The 19,926-nt window shown below is 70.8% G+C and carries 16 protein-coding genes; 5 read left to right on the top strand and 11 right to left on the bottom strand.

The features are described from left to right. Positions 1 to 318: 318 nt before the first annotated feature. Positions 319 to 453 carry a KUP/HAK/KT family potassium transporter gene (locus tag FXF51_RS40680; protein WP_222871667.1) on the top strand — a complete coding sequence of 45 codons (135 nt, stop codon included), beginning with the start codon at positions 319 to 321 and terminating at the stop codon, positions 451 to 453. A 103-nt stretch (positions 454 to 556) separates the two neighbouring features. On the opposite strand, the gene FXF51_RS40675 is transcribed toward FXF51_RS40680, so the two are convergent. The 6 genes from FXF51_RS40675 to FXF51_RS40650 form a co-directional block, all read right to left on the bottom strand. Beyond that, positions 557 to 2,407, bottom strand: coding sequence for an APC family permease (locus FXF51_RS40675; protein ID WP_148440110.1), 1,851 nt, complete (start codon positions 2,405 to 2,407; stop codon positions 557 to 559). 306 nt (positions 2,408 to 2,713) lie between these two features. Then, a complete protein-coding gene (locus FXF51_RS40670; protein ID WP_222871666.1) occupies positions 2,714 to 3,058 on the bottom strand; it encodes an alpha/beta fold hydrolase in 345 nt (114 codons plus the stop codon). 85 nt (positions 3,059 to 3,143) lie between these two features. Next, complete coding sequence (locus tag FXF51_RS40665; RefSeq protein ID WP_148440097.1) at positions 3,144 to 3,470, bottom strand: DUF1048 domain-containing protein; 327 nt, start codon at positions 3,468 to 3,470, stop codon at positions 3,144 to 3,146. Position 3,471: 1 nt separating this feature from the next. After that, positions 3,472 to 3,828 carry a DUF1048 domain-containing protein gene (locus tag FXF51_RS40660; protein ID WP_148440096.1) on the bottom strand — a complete coding sequence of 119 codons (357 nt, stop codon included), beginning with the start codon at positions 3,826 to 3,828 and terminating at the stop codon, positions 3,472 to 3,474. Beyond that, positions 3,825 to 4,151, bottom strand: a complete 327-nt coding sequence (locus FXF51_RS40655; protein ID WP_148440095.1) for a PadR family transcriptional regulator — start codon at positions 4,149 to 4,151, stop codon at positions 3,825 to 3,827. The genes FXF51_RS40660 and FXF51_RS40655 overlap by 4 nt, the downstream gene beginning before the upstream one ends. A gap of 180 nt (positions 4,152 to 4,331) precedes the next feature. Further along, positions 4,332 to 4,883: a hypothetical protein gene (locus FXF51_RS40650; RefSeq protein ID WP_148440094.1), complete on the bottom strand. Its 552-nt coding sequence runs from the start codon at positions 4,881 to 4,883 to the stop codon at positions 4,332 to 4,334. 111 nt (positions 4,884 to 4,994) lie between these two features. Here FXF51_RS40650 and FXF51_RS40645 point away from each other — a divergent pair, with 111 nt between their 5' ends. Continuing rightward, positions 4,995 to 5,678 carry a TetR/AcrR family transcriptional regulator gene (locus FXF51_RS40645; protein ID WP_148440093.1) on the top strand — a complete coding sequence of 228 codons (684 nt, stop codon included), beginning with the start codon at positions 4,995 to 4,997 and terminating at the stop codon, positions 5,676 to 5,678. A 484-nt stretch (positions 5,679 to 6,162) separates the two neighbouring features. On the opposite strand, the gene FXF51_RS40635 is transcribed toward FXF51_RS40645, so the two are convergent. Further along, entirely contained in the window at positions 6,163 to 6,837 is a 675-nt protein-coding gene (locus FXF51_RS40635; RefSeq protein ID WP_187414840.1) for a TetR/AcrR family transcriptional regulator, read from the bottom strand. 159 nt (positions 6,838 to 6,996) lie between these two features. Between FXF51_RS40635 and FXF51_RS40630 the strand changes: the two genes are divergently transcribed. Then, positions 6,997 to 9,519: an MMPL family transporter gene (locus FXF51_RS40630; protein WP_148440091.1), complete on the top strand. Its 2,523-nt coding sequence runs from the start codon at positions 6,997 to 6,999 to the stop codon at positions 9,517 to 9,519. A 473-nt stretch (positions 9,520 to 9,992) separates the two neighbouring features. Here FXF51_RS40630 and FXF51_RS40625 read toward each other — a convergent pair whose 3' ends face one another. The 3 genes from FXF51_RS40625 to FXF51_RS40615 form a co-directional block, all read right to left on the bottom strand. Next, positions 9,993 to 10,619 carry an isochorismatase family protein gene (locus FXF51_RS40625; protein ID WP_148440090.1) on the bottom strand — a complete coding sequence of 209 codons (627 nt, stop codon included), beginning with the start codon at positions 10,617 to 10,619 and terminating at the stop codon, positions 9,993 to 9,995. 158 nt (positions 10,620 to 10,777) lie between these two features. Continuing rightward, entirely contained in the window at positions 10,778 to 11,530 is a 753-nt protein-coding gene (locus FXF51_RS40620; RefSeq protein WP_148440089.1) for an SDR family oxidoreductase, read from the bottom strand. A 13-nt stretch (positions 11,531 to 11,543) separates the two neighbouring features. Beyond that, positions 11,544 to 12,041 carry a carboxymuconolactone decarboxylase family protein gene (locus FXF51_RS40615; protein WP_148440088.1) on the bottom strand — a complete coding sequence of 166 codons (498 nt, stop codon included), beginning with the start codon at positions 12,039 to 12,041 and terminating at the stop codon, positions 11,544 to 11,546. 178 nt (positions 12,042 to 12,219) lie between these two features. On the opposite strand from FXF51_RS40615, the gene FXF51_RS40610 reads away from it, so the two are divergent. Further along, positions 12,220 to 13,140: an RNA polymerase sigma-70 factor gene (locus tag FXF51_RS40610; protein WP_148440087.1), complete on the top strand. Its 921-nt coding sequence runs from the start codon at positions 12,220 to 12,222 to the stop codon at positions 13,138 to 13,140. 183 nt (positions 13,141 to 13,323) lie between these two features. Next, entirely contained in the window at positions 13,324 to 16,164 is a 2,841-nt protein-coding gene (locus tag FXF51_RS40605; RefSeq protein WP_148440086.1) for an AfsR/SARP family transcriptional regulator, read from the top strand. Here FXF51_RS40605 and FXF51_RS40600 read toward each other — a convergent pair whose 3' ends face one another. Next, positions 16,165 to 19,806, bottom strand: a complete 3,642-nt coding sequence (locus FXF51_RS40600) for a hypothetical protein (RefSeq protein ID WP_187414839.1) — start codon at positions 19,804 to 19,806, stop codon at positions 16,165 to 16,167. It abuts the gene before it with no gap. Positions 19,807 to 19,926: the final 120 nt, after the last annotated feature.

Genomic DNA, 19,926 nt, shown 5'->3' with positions numbered 1-19,926 from the left:
CTGCCCGCGGCGGTGCGGAACAGCCGCAGGGCCGAGGCGAACCTGCCCGTGCTGACGGGGACGAACAATCGGGGCTCTGACATCTTTTTCCCTCCTGCGAAAGTCGTACATGAGGGACGCTAGAACCCTTTCCGGGCGCCTACCGCGATCACTACGCAATCCGGACGCTCGACCCCGGGAATCCTGACGCGACGTTGACAGCGCCGGCGAGTTCGGAGGGCAGCGGACCCGGCATCGTCCGGCGGAGCAGCCCGTGCCCAGGAGGATCGCGATCACCGAAGGCCGGCCCGCGCGGCACTCCCCTCAGGCGGGCATGCCGTGAGCGGGCGTGACTCGGTGCGGCTCGCGGTGGTGGCCGGCGCGTTGGGCGTGGTGTTCGGCGACATCGGGACCAGCCCGATCTACACCCTCCAGACGGTGTTTCCGTACGGCCCCACCATCCGACGACCCTGAATCTGACGATCGTCCTGCGACACGGGGTGCCGATGCAGCCGCGTGGCCGGTCGTGCTCCTGGTCGGGTTCGCGCCGCCGGCCACGCGGCCTGCAAGACAGCCGTCAGCAGCCGGTCGTCGCACCCAGACCCTCCGTGGACGGCTCGACAAGGGCGGGCCTGTCCGAGACGCGGAAGCGCATCCGGCACACCACCGCGTCCGTACGCCGCCGCAACGCCCTGGCCAGCACGGCCCCCCGCTGGTTCTGCAACATCCGCTGCCAGGCGTGCTCGGGCTCCACCTCGGCGATCAGCACGAACACGTGCGGCTCTGGCACCCGCCCCAGGTACTCCAGCAACGGCCGGTCCAGCCGCCGGTGAGCATCGAACAACTGCACCAGCTCGACCTCCGGCGCCCACCGCTCCCAGTCCTCGACGAACGCCCGCGCCTGCGCCTCGTCCTCGGGATGGGCGACGTTGACGGCCACCACCCGGTCGCCCAGCGACAAGGCCGCCGACAGCGCGTCCCTGGTGAGCCGGGACACGACGTGCACCGGCACCACCACCAGCGAGCGGCGCGGCCGGGGCGGCTGCGGGGTCGTGCCCAGCTCCAGCCGCCGCCCGATCCGCGCGTACGAGCGGTTGACCCACTCCATGCCCGCCACCAGCAGCGGCAGCGCCACCACGATCAGCCAGCCACCCTCGCCGAACTTCGAGGTGGTCACCACGACCGCGGCCACGCCGGTCAGCAGCGCGCCGAACCCGTTGAGCGCCGCCCGCCACCGCCATCCGGCGGGCCTGTCGCGTAGCCAGTGCCGCACCATGCCAGCCTGCGACAGCGTGAACCCGACGAACACCCCGATCGCGAACAGCGGCACCAGCAGGTTCATGTCCCCTCCGGACACCACCAGCAGCAGCCCGCTGGTGACAGTCAGGAACGCGATGCCGTACCTGTGCACCTGACGGTCGGCGCGCAGGGCGAAGAAGTGCGGCAGGTTGTTGTCGCCCGCCAGGAGCTGGGCCAGCACCGGCAGCCCGCCGAAGGAGGTGTTGGCGGCCAGCGCCAGCAGCACCACGGTGGCGAACTGCACCAGGTAGAACAGCGGCCCATCCCCCAGCGACGCCTGCGTGACCTGGGCCAGCACGGTGACCCCGGCCACCGGCGCGATGGCGAACTTCTCGATCAGCGCGGCGATCCCGATCAGCATGACCGCCAGCAGGGCGCCGAGCGCGACCTCGGCCCGCTGCGCCCTGCGCACGCGCGGCCTCCTGAACGACGGCACCGCGTTGGCGATGGCCTCCACGCCGGTCAGGGAGGCGCAGCCGTTGGCGAACGCCTTCAACAGCAGCAGCACCCCGACCGTCTGCAGGTTCGTGACCTGCTGCTCGACCGGGACGGCCGGCTCTCCCCTGACCAGCCCGGCCATGATCACCAGCAGGATCGCGCCCACGTAGATCACGGTCGGGACGATGAAGGCGCGGGCGCTGTGCGCGATCCCGCGCAGGTTCACCGCCGTCACCAGGGCCAGCACCGCCAGACACAGCCACACCGTCCAGGGCAGCAGCCCGGGGAAGGCCGACGTCAGCGCGGCCACGCCGGCGGCCACCGAGACGGCCACGTTGAGCACGTAGTCGATGATCAGCGAGGCTCCGGCGACGAGCCCGGCCCGCCGTCCGAGGTGGGTCTTGGCCACCCCGTACGCGCCCCCGCCCTCGGGGAAGGCGGCGATGACCTGCCGGTAGGAGAAGGTGAGCACGGCCAGCAGGGCCGCGATGGTCAGCGTGACCGGGATGGTGAACCCGAGCCCCGCGCCGCCCGCCAGCGCGAGCACCAGGACGATCGCCTCGGGCCCGTACGCGACCGACGCCATCGCGTCCAGCGACAGTGCGGCCAGCCCGCCGACGACGGACAGGCGATGCCTTTCGCCGGTATCGGCAGGCTCCTTGGAGGTGGACCGGGTTTGCAGAATGGACATGGATAAGGCTCCTGGAAAGGGGGTTTCGCCCTCATGGTGCCGCCGAGGCAGGCCCGGCCAAGTCCCTCCATATGCATTTCTGACGCCAACAGCGCGAATAACTACGCGAAATGTACGTCGGATCAGCCGACCGGGGCGTCCGTGAATGGCTGCCGGCTCGCGCGCGGCCCGGGCGACGGCGGGAGAGTCGTTGCGCAGAATCTTGCTGTGGTCGCTCGCGACCTTCGTGCTCACCTTGACGTTCCGAATGCGGGCACGCCGGCGGCGGCGATCTCGTTCAGCTCGATGTTGACCTCCGCGTGCTCGTCAGCACTCATCCGCGCCGCCAGGCCCAGCCGGGCGGCGATAGGGAAGAACAAGCGCATGCGGCGGAACGGCTCGCGGATCCGCTCCGCGCCGGCACCAGCCCGCCAGGATCGGCCGGTCCACACCCCTCCGCTGGAGGACGGCGTCGAGGTCACGGATGCATGCCTCGAACGAGTAGTCCGTCGAGCGCTTCGATCTGCCGCGGGCGCGTTCGTCGTGGGTGATGTGCCGGTAGTCGCTGCCCAGGTCGGCGTAGGCGCCGTTGAGGTGGACGACCGGGATGCCGGGGCCGCCGGTGTCGATCACGGCCAGCGCCGTATGCCGACCGGCATCATGCTGGTCCACTTCACATGGCTCGGACTCGCCATTGCCGGTGGAGACATCGGCCCCGGGCCGCGCCGATGGGCGGGCTGATGAGAATTCAGACTCGTTACTTCTCGGCCGTGCCGGATTCCCCGCCGATGGAATTCTGATGAATGTCCGCGTAGGTGCGTGAGTCCTTGATCAGGTCGTCGGCGAAGGCGGCGACGTCGTTGCCGATGAGTTCCAGGACTCCCTTGCCTGCCGCCGCGCCCGCCTCGAAGAATTCGAGAAGCTCCGAGAGCAGGTCGCCTTCAGTCAGCGCGACCGGCCCGACCTTGAAGTAGTACCGCTGGATCTCCTTGTAGACGATCTCGTAGTCCGGCGGGAGCGCCTTGACCCTCGCCAGGTGCGCCCGCCACTGCTTCTTGCCCTCGATGATGTCCTGGATGCCCACGTCAGCCTCCCAGCCGGGTCAGTTTCCTGGCGACGTTCCTGTTCAACTGCTCACGCCATCGGCCGTGAAAGGTCCGGGCCCCAGCCCCGCCGGCCAGTGCCGCGCAGAAGCCCGCGATGTCGTCGCCCAGCACCTCGTCGATGCTCTGGCCATCGGACGCCGTCTCCTCCAGCAGCCCCAGGGCGCCGTCGAGGATCGGCATCAGGTTGCGACCCGTGAAATCCCCGTAGATGAAGAGATGACCTATGATCTGTTCCCACGCCGCCCGGTGGTCGGCCGGCAACAGCGCGGCCCGGGCTGCGAACGCCTTCCATTCCCTGTTGAGATCGTTGCCGGTGATGGTGTCCCAGAAATTCATCTCCCGCCCTCCCTGAGCTTGTCGATCCGTGCTGAGACGTACTCCCATTTCGCCCAGAACGTCGCGAGTTCTGCGCGGCCCGCGTCGTTGAGCGCGTAGAACTTGCGGGGCGGCCCCTGCTCGGACGGGCGTTTCGTCACCTGGACGAGGCTCTTCTTCTCCAGGCGCAGCAGGATGGTGTAGACCGTCCCCTCGACGACGTCGGCGAAGCCGAGGTCGTTCAGCCGGCGTGTGACGGCGTACCCGTAGGTCTCCTCGCTGCCGATGATCTTGAGCACGCAGCCCTCAAGCGTGCCCTTCAACATCTCCGTCAGGTCGTCCATCGTGAGTCCTCTTCAGCACGCTCGGTACTCGGTAGCACCAAGTACCCCTATACAGTAGCACGAAGTAGTGGAGCGGCGGCGCGACAAGGAGGGGACTGCAGGTTGCTTGCCGGCGGGAACGTCGCCGTGCAGGCCACATGCCACACCGGCACGGTGACGGGCGATGCTCGAGCAGCGATGTCATGCGAAGTAGTCGCTGGCGGCGGGCATGGCCAGCAAGCTGATGACCACGAGCGAGCCGGCCGTCGCCAGGACGAGGCGAGCCGCGATCACGCCGCGGAACCAGGAAGGGTACGCCTTCGCGGCGGCGTCGACGAATGCTTCGACATCGAGGCTCCGCAGGCTCGGGTCGTCCGACTTACGGGCGACCGCTTTCAGGTATCGCGTGGTGAACACCTCTCCAGGCATGATCACGCATCCGAGCACGAAGACCACCCCCTGGAACATCCAGGACAGGATGCGCACAGTGCCGCTTCCGCTCAGGTCGAGCAGGGCGAGCACCACAAGGCACGCCCCGATGGACATCGCGAGGACGACACTGGCCCGGCTCGCTCCGAAGTCGATCCGGTGCCGAGCCAGGACCGCTGCCGAGATTTCCTGCCTGGCCACCTCGTCCTCGGCCGCCCTCTGCGCGACCGGACCGCGACGGCGGCCGACGGCGGGGATGACGAAGAAGGTGCCCGCGAGCAGGAACTGCAGGAGCGACGCGCACAGAACCACGACCGGTGTCACGATGTACCCTCCGACGACTTGCACAGTGTTCAAGTGCGAGCGTACGACTGGACTTGAACACTGTGCAAGTCTCGGCTCGAACGCTGTGCAAGAGCGCCCTATCCTGGGCAGGTGCCACGCGAGACGCTGACCAGAGACCAGATCATCCGAACGGCCGTCGAGCTGCTGGACAGCGAAGGCATCGAGGGCCTGAGCATGCGACAGCTCGGCACCCGCCTGAACTCCGCGGCGACGGCCGTCTACTGGCATGTCAAGAGCAAGGACAACCTCCTCGTGCTCGCCGCCGACGCGGTCTGGGAGGAGATCGAGCTACCGGATCTGGAGCAGGTCACCTGGCGGGCGGCGGCCACAACCATGGCCAAGGGGCTGTTCGCGATGATTCTCCGGCACCCGTGGCTCGTCCCCGCCATGAGCACCCACCTCCTGTACGGCCTCGGCAAGGCCCGCCATGACGATCACCTGCTCGCGGTCTACCAGGCGGCCGGCTTCACCGGACGGGACGCCGAGCAGGCCATGAAGACCGTCTTCACCTTCGTCCTGGGTAACGCTCTCGGCGTGGCCTCCGAAGCGGCATGGAGGGCGCGCCTGCGCCGCACCGGCGGCGACGAGCAGGAGCAGATCCGCACCATGGTGGCGCAGGCGACCGAGATCGCGATGCGGTTCCCGCGGCTACGCGCCCACAACGCGGAGCAGGGGGACGGCGCCCCCTCACCGGCCCCCGATCAGGAACTCGAGTTCGGGCTGCGCACGATCCTGAACGGCCTTCAGTCCGAGCTCGGCAATCGACCGTCGTGAGCCGGGCCAACCAGCCGCCGCATCACCCGGCGATGACCCGGTCCTCGGGTAGCTGGTAACGGCGGGTGCGGTCCTTCAGCGCCAGGGCGGAGCCCAGGATGAGAGGTCCGATCCTGCCGATGAACATGAGCAGCACCAGCAGGATCCGGCGGGCCGGCGTCGGTGTCAGCGGTCATGCCGGTGGACAAGCCGACCGTGCCGAACGCGGAGACGACCTCGAACGGCGTCTGATCCAGGCTGTGCGGGGTCAGGGCCATCAACAGGTAGGTGGACAGCGCGACCAGGGTCCCCGCCGCCGGCTGGACGCCATCGGAGCGGCTGGCCCGCTTCCTGGACGCCGGTGCCCCGCCGATTCACGTCGGCTTCAGGCAGCTCCTGCGACCGGGGTCGGAGCCGGATGGCGTCCTGGTGATCGAGCAGGCTCCGCACGCCTGGCTGCTGCCGCGCGTCTGCGTCGCCGTGCTCCACGGCGGCATCGGCACGGTCACAAGGGCGCACCGGCCCAGCGCCGGCAGATCGCCAGCACCTGCTGCTCGGTGGGCTTCTCCACCAACGGCGTCCCGTCCGGTGTGGCACGTAGCCCGTCGAGCAGGACCTGCAGGTAGCGGCGGTACAGTCCCGGGCGCACCTGGACGGAATGCTGTGCCAGGTCGGTCACCAGCCACAGGATCATCGTCACGTCGTCGCCGGCGACACCGTCACGCAGGTCGCCCTCGGCCCGCGCCCGGTCGAGCAGGTGCCTCATCACCTCCGCGACGCGTTCGACGGTGGGCCTGGCGAGCCGCCATGCGCCGCCGCCGAGTGCCACGTCGCGCAGCCCGAGGTTGTCCACCAGCAGCTCGGTGATGCTTCCCAGCAGGAGTTCGAGGCCGTCCCAAGCCCGTCCGGCCTCGCCTGCACGCTGGGCGACCTGCGCCAGCTCGGCCAGCGGCTTCTCCAGCGCCGCGTGAATGAGCTCTTCCTTGTCGGTGAAGCGCCGGTAGACGGTGCCGACGCCCACGCCGGCACGGTGGGCGACCTCGTTGAAGCCGACGGCGATGCCGCGCTCGGCGAAGAGTTCCTGAGCGGCACGCACGATGCGATCCCGGTTGCGCTCCGCATCCCGGCGCAGGGCGCCATGCCGCGCCGGCTCAGGGGCTTCGGTAGGTCGCGGTGTCACGCCTCGAAGCGTACCCCTAAGCGGATAGATGGGATCAACATCACAGCCAGCACTCGGCATGAAGCGGATGCTCGCTATCCGTTTCTCGCTAGAGTGCGGAAGCGGATAGCCACCATCCGATTTTTGAATCCCCCGTCAGACGCAGAAAGCGAGTGCACGATGGCCGAACTGCTCTACCGGCTGGGCCGGTTCGCCGCCCGGCGGGCCTGGTGGGTGATCGCCGTCTGGGTCGTCGTGCTCGGTCTGGCCGTGGGAGCCTTCCTGGCCTTCGGCGGCGCCATGAGCTCGACGATGACCATTCCCGGCACGCCCACGGCGCAGGTGACCGACCGCCTCAAGACCGAGCTTCCCGTGGCCAGCGGCGGCACCGGCCAGGTCGTCCTCCACTCCAGGAACGGCGCGGAGATCACCGCCGACCAGCGCGCGAGCGTCAGCGCCGCGCTGAAGAAGGTCGCCGACCTCGACGGCGTGGACCAGGTCGCCGACCCGTTCACCTCCGCCGATGCGCGCGCGGACCAGGCGAAGAAGCTCACAGACGGCTTGGCCAAGATCGAGGACGGCCGCGACCAGCTCGGCAAGGGCCAGAAGCAGCTCGACCAGGCCCGCAAGCAGACCGAAGCGGGAATCGAGCAGATACAGGCGGGCATCGCACGGGCCGGCTCGAACCCGCAGTCCGAGGCGACCCTCACCCGGCTCAAGGCGGGCATCGCCCAGCTCGACGCGCAGCAGGCCGAGCTCGACAAGCAGAGCGCCACCCTGGAGAAGTCCGAGCAGCGCCTGTTCACCGGACGCGACCTGCTGACCATGGCGGAGGGCATCCGCACCGTCTCCTCCGACGGCTCGACCGCGACCGCGACCGTCGTCTTCGACCTGCCCCAGCAGGAGGTCACCCCGGAGACCAAAAAGGCCGTCACCGAGACCCTCGACGGCGCGCTGCCCGACAGCGTCACCGCCGACTACTCCGCCGAGATCGCACAGGGCGAGATCTCGCTCGGCGGCGTCGGCGAGGCGGTCGGACTGATCGTCGCGGCGATCGTGCTCATCGTCATGACCGGCACCCTCGTGGCCGCCGGGCTGCCGATCCTCAACGCGCTGTTCGGCGTGGGCGTGGCGGTCGCGGGGGCCATGGCACTGTCCGGAACCATCGAGATGACGTCGGTCACGCCCATCCTGGGCGCCATGCTCGGCCTGGCCGTCGGCATCGACTACGCGCTGTTCATCCTGCACCGCCACCGCCGCCAACTGAAGGCGGGCATGGCCGTGCAGGAGTCCATCGGGCTGGCCAACGGCACCAGCGGCAACGCCGTGGTCTTCGCGGGCAGCACCGTGCTCATCGCGCTGCTGGCCCTCAACGTCACCGGGATTCCGTTCCTCGCGCTGATGGGGACCGTCGGCGCGGTCGCGATCGCCGTCGCGGTGGTCCTCACGGTGACCATGACGCCGGCATTGCTCGGCCTGCTCGGACACCGGCTGCTCCCCCGACGCGACAGGAAGTCCGCCGATCAAGCCCCCGTGCGCACCGGGTCTCCGGCGGCGCCCAAGCACGTGCAGCCGATGACCATCGGCGGTGCTCTGCTGCGTATCGTGATCGGCGTCGGCGCGCTGGCCCTCATCGCGCTGCCCGCCGCCTCGATGCGCCTCGGCCTGCCCACCGGCGCCTCCGAAGCCGCCGACTCCACGCAGTACCGCGCCTACACCACCATCACCGAGAAGTTCGGCGCCGGCGCCAACGGCCCCCTGATCGTGGTCGCCGACCTCGCCAAGGGCGTGACCGGGGACGACCTCACCGCGGCCCAGGCCGACCTCGGCAAGCAGCTCATGGACGTCGACGGCGTGACCGCGGTCGCCCCCATCGGCGCCAACGACAAGGGCACCGTCCTGGTCTTCCAGGTCGTCCCGGCCGGTGGGCCCACCGCGGAGTCCACCGGCGACCTCGTCCACGACCTGCGCGGCCGCACGCTCGACCTCGGGTCCGACGACGTCTCCATGTCCGTCGCGGGCAGCTCCAGCGCCAACCTCGACATCTCCGAGAAGCTCTCCGACGCCCTGCCGACCTACCTCGCGCTCGTCGTCGGCCTGTCGCTGCTCATCCTGATCGTCGTGTTCCGCTCGATCCTCGTGCCCCTCATCGCCACGGGTGGCTTCGTCCTGTCGCTGTTCGCGGCGCTCGGCGGCGTCACGGCCGTCTACCAGTGGGGCTGGCTCGGCAGCGTCTTCGGCGTCACCGATCCGGCGCCGATCCTCAACTTCCTGCCGACCCTGATGGTGGGCATCCTGTTCGGGCTCGCCATGGACTACCAGCTCTTTCTCACCTCGGGGATGCGCGAGGCCTACGCGCACGGCGCTCCCGCCCGGCAGGCGGTCACCGAGGGCGTACGGGCGGGCCGAGCCGTCGTCACCGCCGCCGCGGTCATCATGATCTCGGTCTTCGGCGGGTTCATGTTCTCCCACATGACGATGATCAGGCCGGTCGGCTTCGCCCTGGCCTTCGGCGTGCTCCTCGACGCCTTCGTCGTGCGGATGTGGATCATTCCGGCGCTCATGCACCTGGCGGGCGACAAGGCATGGTGGCTGCCGCGCTGGCTCGACCGAATCCTGCCTGACGTGGACGTCGAGGGCGCCAAGCTGGAACGCCACCACCAGCCCGCTCCGGCACGGGTCCCCGAGACCGCCGCGCGCTGACGACAGACGGTGGAGCGGGCGGTCAGGGCAAGCCCTGAGCGTACGCGGCCCGGCCGGTTGCCTGGACCGCCCGCTCACGATCGGCAGCACCCGATCGTCCAGCATGCCCCCGACGCGCTGGCTGACCAGCGCCGGCGGGGTGACCGGTCAAGGCGACTCATGGACCCCGGCGGGTCGAGTTCCGGACCTCTCCTCACCGGCTGCGGTCATCTACCTGGCGCAGTCGTGAGGCGACCGGTCGCCGCCAGGGCCTCGGGGAGCGGGCTGGCCACCGCGGAGACGCTGCACCCCTCCCCGTTGCCAAGGGGGCGTCATGCTCATCGGCGCCGAACCGCACCTGCCCTATGACGGGCCTCCGCTGTCGCGATTGGACGGGAAGTGCCGGTAGACGTCGAGTAGTCCCGTTTTCGCAGGTCGAGCGGTAAGTGCCTGCGGCAGTGGCTCGCCGATGCGGTCGGCCTCGGCGTACAGGCTCAGAATGCCGTGAACGTACTGGCGGCTGATGTCGTGGCACTCGCGCGGATCAGTACGCTGAGCAGGTCGATGAGCTCGGCGGTGGTGGCGCTCTCGCCGAGCAGGGGGAAGATCCGTTCGATGCTGTGGCGATGCGCCTGCGCGTTCAGATCGGTCATGGCGTCCGTCACCAGCGTGACGTTGTAGCCGTGTTCGTAGGCGGCGCGGGCGGTGGACTCCACGCCGATGCTGGTGGCGATCCCGGCCAGGACGACCTGGGTGACGCCACGGCGGCGCAACCGCAGGTCGAGGTCGGTGCCGTAGAAGGCGCTCCAGGCGCGTTTGGTCACGGTGATGTCGCCGGGATGGCCGGTCAGGTCGTCGACGATGGCGTCCCAGCCCGCGGGCAGGGGGCCGGGCGGGCGGGGGATCTCGGTGCGTCCTGGAGCAGCGTCCGATCCGTCCGCGCGGGCCGTGACCCGGACCAGGACGACCGGAGCGCCGTGGCGGCGGAAGGCGTCAGCCAGTTCGACCGCGCGGGCCACCACCTCGGCGCCGGTGTAAGGGCTCGCGGGGCGGCCGACGACGGCGTTCTGCAGGTCGATGAGGACGAGTGCGGTTGCTGGGTCGATCGTGGTGACAGGCATGAGAAGCCCCTTTCCGGGATGCGGTGATGTGTCCGGGCGTCAGAGCGGGCCCTCCCTCCCGGCCGGCGAGGTCCGGGAGGGAGCCCTGTTCTCGGAGCCCCGTGCCGTGGAACTTCGAGAACTTCGAGAACAAGGTCAGGGCGGGTCATCCGTCCGGCTCACGGGCGGGTGTCGAGCCACTCCTGGAAGGCCGGGCCGGCGAGCTTGGCGTGCGGGCCGGGCAGGAACCCGCCCTCGGCGGCGATGTCGGCATCGGGCATGCCCGAGCCGTCAACGCCGACGACCTTGACGCCTCGGCGGGCGCCGAGGAGCGCGGCCGCCTCCGCCAAGGTCTCCTTCCGTGGACCGGCGATCTCGGGGACAGGCGTTCCTGGAGCGGGCTCTGCGGGGTCGAGGGCCAGATCGACCAGCTCCTCGGCCACGGCACGACAGGCCACGAGCTGCGTGGGCAACGCCGGGATGTAGGCGACGTCGCCCTGCTGCCAGTCCAGGAGCTGGCCGACGAACTCGTGGAACTGCGCGGCCCGCAGGATGCGGACGGGGAGCGGGCCGGACAGCAGAGCTTCCTCGTGCGTCTTCTTGGCGGCCAGGAAACCGGCGGTGGCCTTGTCGACGCCGATGATGGACGCCATGGCGATCCGGGTGACCCCGGCGTTCTGCCCGTACTCGTGCAGGTTGCGGGCCGACGTGCGGAAGAACTCCCTCGCCGCCTCCTCCTCGGAGGCATGCCATGAGGCGACGTCGATGATGACTTCCACCTCGGTGAGGGCCTCGGCCAGGCCCTCGGCGGTGATGACGTCCACGCCGATGGCCCGGGACATCGGCACGACCTGATGCTCCCGTTCGGTGAGGACGTCGACGACGTGGCGGCCCAGCCGCCCGGTGGCTCCGGCCACTGCGATCCTGCTCATCTCGGTTCCTTACTCAGCCGGTGTAGTTCTGGCCGGGGGGCATGCCGGGGATCGGCTTGGCGATGAGCGCGGCGGGGGTGAAGAACCCGATGTGGGCGATCGCCATGATGAGCGTCCACAGCGCCTTGTCGTCGTACTGCGCGGACGCCTTGGCGTACAGCTCGTCGGGGACGCGTTCCCCGGACGGGTTCGGGGTGAGGACCGCCTCCACCAGCTCCAGCGCGACCCGTTCGGCGTCGGTGAAGCAGGTGGCGTCGTGCCAGGTCGCCACGGCGGTGATGCGCTCATCCGATTCCCCCGCCTGGCGGAGGTTGGTGGTTTCCCTGATGGTGAAGTACGTGCTGCCGAGGATCTGGCCGGCGCGCAGCTGCAGCAGGTGGACGGTGACCTGCGGAATCGAGCCGTTCTTGAGTACCTGGTGCAGACCTCCGGCGACTTCCGCCATCTCGGGGACGAACGGGAGGGGGTTGGGCATGCGCGAGCGCAGGTCGCCCGTCGTGGGTGCGGACATGGTGAGGATTCCCTTCTTCAACTCAATTCGTGGTGCCGGCCACAAGACGACGGCCGCCCGCCTCCCGTAACAAGGGCTGACCTGTGATGTGAACCACCCGTGGCAGGTGTTACAGAACGGTCCGCGGGGGCGTCTCGTGCGTGTGATAGAGCTGAGTGCGGACAGGCAGGGGCCAGACATGAGTGAGAGCAGCGGACGGACGACGGACGCACCGGGGCCGCTCGACCCCGCCACCGAGGCGTTCCTCGCCCATCGCAACCTGCTGTTCACCGTCGCCTACGAGATGCTCGGCTCGGCCGCCGACGCTGAAGACGTCCTGCAGGAGACCTGGCTGCGATGGTCCGGCATCGACCGTGACAGCGTGCGGGAGGAGCGCGCCTACCTGGTGCGGATCGTCACCCGGCAGGCACTGGACCGGCTGCGCGCGCTCGGCCGGCGCAAGGAGTCCTACGTCGGGCCGTGGCTGCCCGAGCCGTTGCTGACCGCACCCGATGTGGCCGAGGACGTGGAGCTGGCCGAGAGCGTCTCGATGGCGATGCTGCTGGTGCTGGAGACGCTCCAGCCGATCGAGCGTGCGGTGTTCGTGCTGCGCGAGGTGTTCGATCTGGAGTACGACGAGATCGCCGAGGCCGTCGGCAGGAGCCCGTCCGCGGTCCGTCAGCTCGCCTATCGGGCGCGGGCCCACGTCGCCGCGCGCCGGCCGCGCGGCGCCGGCTCCCCGGCCGAGCACCGGGCCGCCCTCCAGGCCTTCCAGCGAGCGGTCGAAACCGGCGAGTTGCAGAGCCTGCTCGATGTCCTCGCGCCGGACGTCGTCGCCCTGAGCGACGGCGGCGGTGTCAAGCATGCCCTGCTGCGGCCCGTCGTGGGGGCTGACCACGTCGCTCGCCTGCTGGCGGTGGGCTGGTGGAAGCGCGATGGGGAAAGGTCCGTCGAGCTGGTGCAGATCAACGGCGGCCCGGGGCTGCTCGTCCGCGTCAACGGCGAGATCGACGGCGTGGTGGCGGTGCGCGTGGAGCACGGGTACGTCACCGGCGCCTACCATGTGCGTAATCCAGAGAAGCTGTCGCGTATCGACCAGCAGACCGTGGTGACCCGCTGAGAACCGGTGCGTGGGTCCGGCGCCTGGCAAGGGATGCTGGACGCGCACACGGCGACGGTGTGCCAACACGCGAGGTGTTCCGGTAGGTTCGTCACCTGCTGCTCAAAAGATCACGGAGGAGGCCCTCCAACAGGTAACGGTCATGACCGATGAACGCTGGTCCTGCCTACGGAGGGTTGCGCGATGGAACTGGGCATCAAGATCTTGGGCCCGTGGGAGCTGACGGCGGACGGCGCCGCGCTGTCGCTGACCGGCAGCCGCCGGATCGGCCTGCTGACCCGGCTGGCACTGAGCGCCGGCCGGGTGGTCACCCCCGATCAGCTCCTCACCGATGTGTGGGCGGAGAGCCGGGCGGCGACAGCGCCGAAGCAGCTCCACATCGTGGTGTCGAAGCTCCGCGAGTTCTTCGCGCTCCAGGGGCTCGACGAGGTCATCGTGACCGCGCCGGGCGGATACTGCCTGGACGTGCCACCCGATCACGTCGATGCTCACCTGTTCATGAGGCTGGTACGCGAAGCGCGTGCCGACCGGGCCCGGGGAGAGTTCGTCACGGCGGACAAGGCGTTCCGGCAGGCTCTGGTCCTGTGGCGGGGAGAGGCCCTGGCGGGCATGTCGGCGGAGTGGGCCGGGATCGAGGCCACCCGTCTGACGGAGGAACGTCTCACCGCCCTGGAAGATCATGTCGATCTGCAGATGGCGGCGGGTGATCACCATGCGGTGATCCCGGATCTGACCGTCCACATCGAGGCGCACCCGCTGCGGGAGAGGCTGCACGCGCAGCTGATGCTGGCGCTCTACCGCGCCGGACGGTCGTCGGAAGCGCTCGCGGTCTACCAGGAGACTCGCCGCGTCATGATTCAGGAGCTCGGCATCGAGCCGAGTGCCGAGCTGCGCCGGCTCCAGCAGGCGATGCTCGCCCGTGATCCCGTCCTCGATCTGACCGTTCCCGCGCAGCAGGTCACGCTCGCCGGCGCCGTCGCCCCGGCCGAGCTTCCCGCCGGCACCCGCGCCTTCACCGCCCGCGAGGCCGAGCTCGCGTGGCTCGGCAAGGCGCTCACCGGCCCGGAAGCCGGCACGCCGGCGATCGTCGCCATCGACGGTCCCGGCGGGATCGGCAAATCCGCGCTGGCCGTGCATCTGGCGCACGCCGTCGCCGGCCGTTACGCCGACGGCGTTCTCTACATCGACCTGCACGGCGCCACCGACGGCCTCCGGCCGCTGTCCCCGTTGGAGGCGCTCGGCCGGCTGTTACGCTCGCTCGGCCTGGACGGCTCCGCCGTACCGACCACGGTCGACGAGGCCGCGGCCCGCTACCGATCCCTCACCTCGGCGCGGCACGTGCTGCTCATCCTCGACAACGCCCTCGACGCCCGCCAGGTCCGCCCGCTCATTCCCGCCGGGCCGGGCTGCGCGGTCGTCATCACGAGCCGGCAGGTTCTCACCTCGGTCGACGGGGCGAGCCAGCTGAACCTTCCCGGCCTCGACCCGTCCGAGTCCACCGCGCTGCTGGCCCGTATCGCCGGCCCCGGCCGGGTTCACGCCGAGCCGGAGTCCGCCGAGCGGATCGTCCGGCTCTGCGGGGGCCTGCCCCTCGCTCTTCGCATCGCGGCGGCACGTCTGGCCGCCCGCCCTGACTGGACGCTGTCCTACCTCGCCGGCAAGCTCGCTGACGCCACCAGCCGCCTGGACACGCTGGAGCACGCCGACCTGGCCGTCCGCGCCTGCATCGCCGTCAGTTTGCAACACCTCCAGGAGGAGCCCGCCGGGCAGGACGCCGCCCACCTGTTCGCCCAGCTCGGCCTCCTCGACACGCCCACCCACACCCCGTCGGCCACCGCCGCTCTCGCTGATCGGCCCGAGCGCACGGTGGCGGACGCGCTGGACCGCCTCCTGGATGCCCGGCTGCTCGAATCGGCGGGGCCGGGCCGCTACAGGACGCACGACCTCGTCCGCCTCTACGCCCGCGAACAAGCGGACGACATCATCGAGGAGAACGACCGGGTGGCCGCCACCCGCCGCGCGTTGCACCACTACCTCGCCACGGCCAGAACGGCCAGCCTTCTGCTCGATCCCACCTCCCCCATCGTCAGGGACCTCCGCGCCGACCAGCCGGGCCTTCGCCTGGACACACCGCTGGAGGCGATCGACTGGATCGAGCTGGAGCGCGACAACCTCATCGCCGTCGCCCGGCAGGCCACCGGCCGCCCCGACGATCCCGGCACGGTGGAAGGCCTCGCCGCCAGTCTCAACAGGCCGTTCAGCCACAGAGGCTGGCTCGCCGATCTGACCGAGATCCATCACCACGCCTTGCACGTGGCCGCCCGGACCGGTGACTGGGCGGGCCAAGCCCGCGGGCACAACCACGTGGGCCTCATCCACAAGAACCAGGGTCGCTTCGAGCTCGCGGTCGAGCAGTTCGAGCGTGCCCTCGCGTGCTGGGACCGCGCGGGTCTGCCCCTGCGTAAGGCGGGCACCCTGCACAATCTCGGCACGACCTACGGCAAGCTGGGGCGGTTCGACGACGCGCTCGCCACCCAGGACGAGGCGGCGGCGACAGCGACAGCCAGTGGCCTGCGCGACTACCAGGCGATGATCCTCAACGGCCGGGCCGCGGTGCTGATCAGGATGGGCCGGCTGGACGACGCGATCGACGCCAGCCGGCGAAGCCTGGAGATCTGGGCGGAGTTCGACAACCCCTACGGCGAGGGAGCGGCGACCGACACGCTGGCCGACGCCTGCCGGCGCGCCGGCAGGCTCGTCGAGGCCGAGGCCGGCTACAGGAGGGCGGCCTCCCTCCACCTCAAGGCCGGTGCCCGCGCGCTGGAGGCCGGTAGCCTGTGGGGGCTCGGCGACACCCTGCACGATCTCGGACGGCGGGACGAGGCCCGGCAGTGCTGGCACCGGTCGGCCCGGATTCTGTGCGACGTGCATCTCCTCACCGAGGAGGAGCTGGAGGTCCTGCTCGCCCAGGACCTCCCCGAAGTTCCCGACCCCGTCAAGCACTTGAGCGCGGGAGCCCGTTGATCAGGTGGAAGCCGCCGGGTCGAGATGGCTGCGGCGTTCTTCCGCGGTCAGCTCGCGGGTACGGCGCGATCGGGCGAGGTCGAGCACCGTTCCGGCGGGGCCGCACACCTCGCAGGCGCGGGTCCGGACGAGGCTGCCGCCCAGACCGGTCGCCAGCGAGCGGCCGAGGAAGATCTGCGGGCTCAGCCCTCTGACGATCCGGCTGCCGTCAGGGCTGAAGACGGCGAGACCGCCGGTCGCGCCCCAGCCGGTCAGCTCCAGCGGTTCGCCGCCCCCTGCTGCCCGCCAGAGCCGCAGGGGGCCCGCGGGTTCGTTGGTGACCAGCCAGGTGCCGTCAGGGCTGAACCGCACTTTGCGGACGGTGCTCTCGGCGCCGTACAGCACGCCCGCGGGCTCGCCCTGGCCGCCGGTGTCCCAGAGCCGGATGGCTCCGTCCGCGGCCGCGGCGGCCAGCCGCAGCCCGTCCGGGCTGAAGGCGAGGCCCGTGATGTCCTCCGCATGGCCGCGAAGGATCTTCGGCTCGCTCTTGCCGGTCAGGTCCCAGACGACGACGGTGTGGTCGTCACGGGCGTCGGCCAGCTTCATGCCGTCCGCGCTGAGTGCCACGTCGCCGTCGGCGCGGCCGGTGGGCGGGCGCTGCCAGCCGGTGACCGCGGTCAGCCCGCCGGACGGGGAGATCTGCCACACCTGTGGTTCGGTGCCGGAGGCGCCCGCCACGATCCGCTTTCCGTCGGCGCTGAACACCAGGCCGGCCGGGAGGCCGCGGAAGGGCGCGGGTGTGGTGACCGGCGCGCCGGGGTTGGAGAGGTCCCACAGGCTCAGGGTTCCGGCCCGGCCGATGCCCGCCAACCGCCGGCCGTCAGGGCTCAGCGCGACGTGGTAGCCGGCATCACTCGGGCCGCGCACCTCGGCCGGGGTCGCGCCGCGCCACACCTTGATCTGGACGTCCCGCGAGGTGAGGAGTGAAGCCGGCCCCGCGCTGACCGCCACCGTGCTCGTGTCATCGCTGAGCGCCAGGGGCCTGCCCTCGCTCGGCGCCGGGTCGCCCGCCGTGACGTCCCACGTCCGCAGGGAGCCGTCCGCGTCGACGCTGACCAACGACTTCCCGTCCGGGGTGAACGCCGCCCCGCGCGGATCCGCCTTCGGGCGGCGCAACACCAGTGGGTCGGCCTCGCTGCCCGTCGTCCAGACGCGGATCAGGCCGTCGGCGCCGTAGGTCGCCATGCGGTCCCCGGCCGCGGTGAACACCAGGCCGTTCAGCTCCGGGACGTGGCCGGCCAGCTCGACCTGCGGGATCCAGTCGCCGGCCGGCGTCTCCGTCGCGTCCCAGACACGGGGAACGTCGCCTTCGACGGTCGCGACCCATGGTCCGCGCGGGGCGAAGGCCACCTGCTCCGGCTCGCCGCGCGTGGCCGCGCGCTGCAGAACGGGCCGGTCACCGGTCATGTCCCACACGCGCAGCGGCGATCCGCTGCCGCCGGTGGCGAGCAGCCTGCCGCTGGGGCTGAACGCGACGCTCCTGACCTCGCGGCCGGGGACGCTGAGTTCGACGGGCTTGGAGCTTCCCGGCTTCCAGATGCGCACGCCGTCGCTGTGCGCGCTCGCCACCGTGCCGTCCCGGCTGACGCTGACGCCGTTGACGACACCGTCCAGGGTCCCCAGAACCGTGGGCGGACCGCTTGAGGCCAGATCCCACAGCAGCAGCTCTCCCCCGGCGTCTCCCGTGACGAGCTGCCGGCCGTCCGCGCTGAACGCGGCGCTCTGGATGCCGTCCGTCCGATCCGCCTGGAGCACATGGTCGGCCCGGCGCGGCGCGGTGCCGTCCAGGCTCCAGATCTCCAGGCTGGCCGGGCCCGACCCGGCGCCCCAGATCGCGAGTTTCCGGCCGTCCGGGGTGGCCGTCGTCCCTTCGACCCTGCGCAGGCCGGTCGGGGTGGAGCCGCGCAGCCGGGAGTCCGCGGTGGCCTGGCGGAGCACGAGGTCGGCCTCCGGGGTGGGCTCCGCCTCGTACGCCTCGATCGCCAGCAGCAACGCCAGTTCCGGGTCTTGCTGGAGCTGGCGGCGCGCCTCGGCGGCCAGCCGCACCGAGGCGGCGCGCTCGCGCTCGGTGCCCCTGTCGCCCACCTGGACCACGACGAGCGCGGCCAGCACGATGACCACGACGGCGGCGACCGGCAGCCCGCCGAAGGCGAGACGGATGCGGCGGCGGGCTCGGTCACGCTCGGCCGCGCTGGAGCGGCAGGCCGCCAGGAAGGTTCGCTCCAGCTCGTTCAGCGGCACGAAGCTCGCCTCGCCGTCCCAGAAGGCGAGGCGAGTGCCGCGGTACAGGTAGTCCTCGCCGCGTCCGTTGCGGGTCCACTCGGCCGCGTCGGACGTGAGCCGCTGGTGCCGCAGCAGGGCCTCACGGTCGGCGGTGAGCCATTCCCGCAGCCGGGGCCAGCCGGTGAGGAGCGCCTCATGCGCGATGTCGACCAGGTCCTGGTCCACGACGATGAGCCTGGCGGCGGCGAGCCGGTCAAGGACCGCGTCCAGCTCGCCGGCGGGTCCGATGCCGGCGAGCTCGTCCCGGTCGAGGCCGCGGCGGGTGTCGGAGCTGCCCGAGCCCAGGGCGACGAGCCGCAGCAGCACGGCGCGGAGCAGCAGCCTCTGGTCGTCTTCCAGGTCGGCGTACAGGTGCTCGGCGGTCCGCGCGATCGCGCCGGACACGCCGCCCACGGCCCGGTAGTCCGCCAGCGCCAGCGTGTCCCCCTGCTGCCTGCTCCACGTTTCGCGCAGCGCGTGCGCGACCATCGGGAGCGCGCCCGTCTGCTCGGCGGCCTCGGCGACCACGGTGACCACCAGGTCCGGGTCCACGCTCAGCCCCGCCCGGGCGGCGGGTTCGGTGATGATGGCGCGCAGCTCCTGCTCGGACATGGGTCCGACCGGCAGGTGAAGGCTGTCGAGAAGGGCCGCGGCCATACCGGGATGCGACAGGCAGCGCTCGTAGAAGTCGGTGCGGATGCCGATCACCAGCGCCGGGCCGTCCTGACCGCTGACGAGCTCGCTCAGCGCGTCGAGGAAGCCGGCGCGTTCCGGCTCGTCGGCGCAGAGCGTGAACGTCTCCTCGAACTGGTCGATGATCATCACATCGGCGGCGTCAGCGTCGGAACTGGGCAACCGGGACAGCGGGTGCACGCCCGGCGTGAGCAGCGTGACGGTGGTTCCGTTCGCCATCAGCCGCGCGGCCAGCCCGGCCCGCAGCAACGAGGACTTGCCGCTGCCGGTGGCGCCGCGGACCACCGTCAGCGGTCCCTGCTTCACCGCCTTCAGCAGAACGTCGAGGAGGTCGTCCCGGCCGAAGAACAGGTCGGCGGCGTCGACGTCCAGCGGAAGCAGGCCGGGGTAAGGGCAGCGGCGCTGCGACCGTTCGAGTTCGGCCGCGACCAGCTGCCACTTCCGCTCCCATTCGGCGGGATCGCCACCGCAGGCGACGGCGTACGCCAGAGTCGCCTCAAGAGTGGGCAGCCGCGTGCCGGTGGCCGCCTCGGCGAGGGTGCTCCGCGAGAAATGCGCGCGCTCCGCGAGCAGGCGGTAGCTCGGTCGCCCGGCCTCGTCCCTGAGCCGGCGCAGTTCCCAGGCGAGCCGTTCGACGGGACCGGCCAACGGATCCACCGGCTGCTCAGGCCGCCCCAATGTGCATTCACCTCTCGTTGTCCGGAGTCTTCGCCGCGTTGTCCTGAACCCACGAAGGGCCATTTCGGACATCGCTGGACCGCCTTAGAC

The organism is Nonomuraea sp. PA05, from assembly GCF_008086045.1.
Taxonomy (GTDB): Bacteria; Actinomycetota; Actinomycetes; order Streptosporangiales; family Streptosporangiaceae; genus Nonomuraea; species Nonomuraea monospora.
Note: the sequence above shows the minus strand (reverse complement) of the source record. Positions and strands in the feature narration are given on the sequence as shown.

What these genes read in the sequence shown, in the direction of transcription:
- FXF51_RS40675 (WP_148440110.1), bottom strand. Translation starts at nt 2,407, where the DNA reads ATGTCCATTCTGCAAACCCGGTCCACCTCCAAGGAGCCTGCCGATACC.
- FXF51_RS40630 (WP_148440091.1), top strand. Translation starts at nt 6,997, where the DNA reads ATGGCCGAACTGCTCTACCGGCTGGGCCGGTTCGCCGCCCGGCGGGCC.
- FXF51_RS40620 (WP_148440089.1), bottom strand. Translation starts at nt 11,530, where the DNA reads ATGAGCAGGATCGCAGTGGCCGGAGCCACCGGGCGGCTGGGCCGCCAC.
- FXF51_RS40610 (WP_148440087.1), top strand. Translation starts at nt 12,220, where the DNA reads ATGAGTGAGAGCAGCGGACGGACGACGGACGCACCGGGGCCGCTCGAC.
- FXF51_RS40655 (WP_148440095.1), bottom strand. Translation starts at nt 4,151, where the DNA reads ATGGACGACCTGACGGAGATGTTGAAGGGCACGCTTGAGGGCTGCGTG.
- FXF51_RS40605 (WP_148440086.1), top strand. Translation starts at nt 13,324, where the DNA reads ATGGAACTGGGCATCAAGATCTTGGGCCCGTGGGAGCTGACGGCGGAC.
- FXF51_RS40615 (WP_148440088.1), bottom strand. Translation starts at nt 12,041, where the DNA reads ATGTCCGCACCCACGACGGGCGACCTGCGCTCGCGCATGCCCAACCCC.
- FXF51_RS40625 (WP_148440090.1), bottom strand. Translation starts at nt 10,619, where the DNA reads ATGCCTGTCACCACGATCGACCCAGCAACCGCACTCGTCCTCATCGAC.
- FXF51_RS40660 (WP_148440096.1), bottom strand. Translation starts at nt 3,828, where the DNA reads ATGAATTTCTGGGACACCATCACCGGCAACGATCTCAACAGGGAATGG.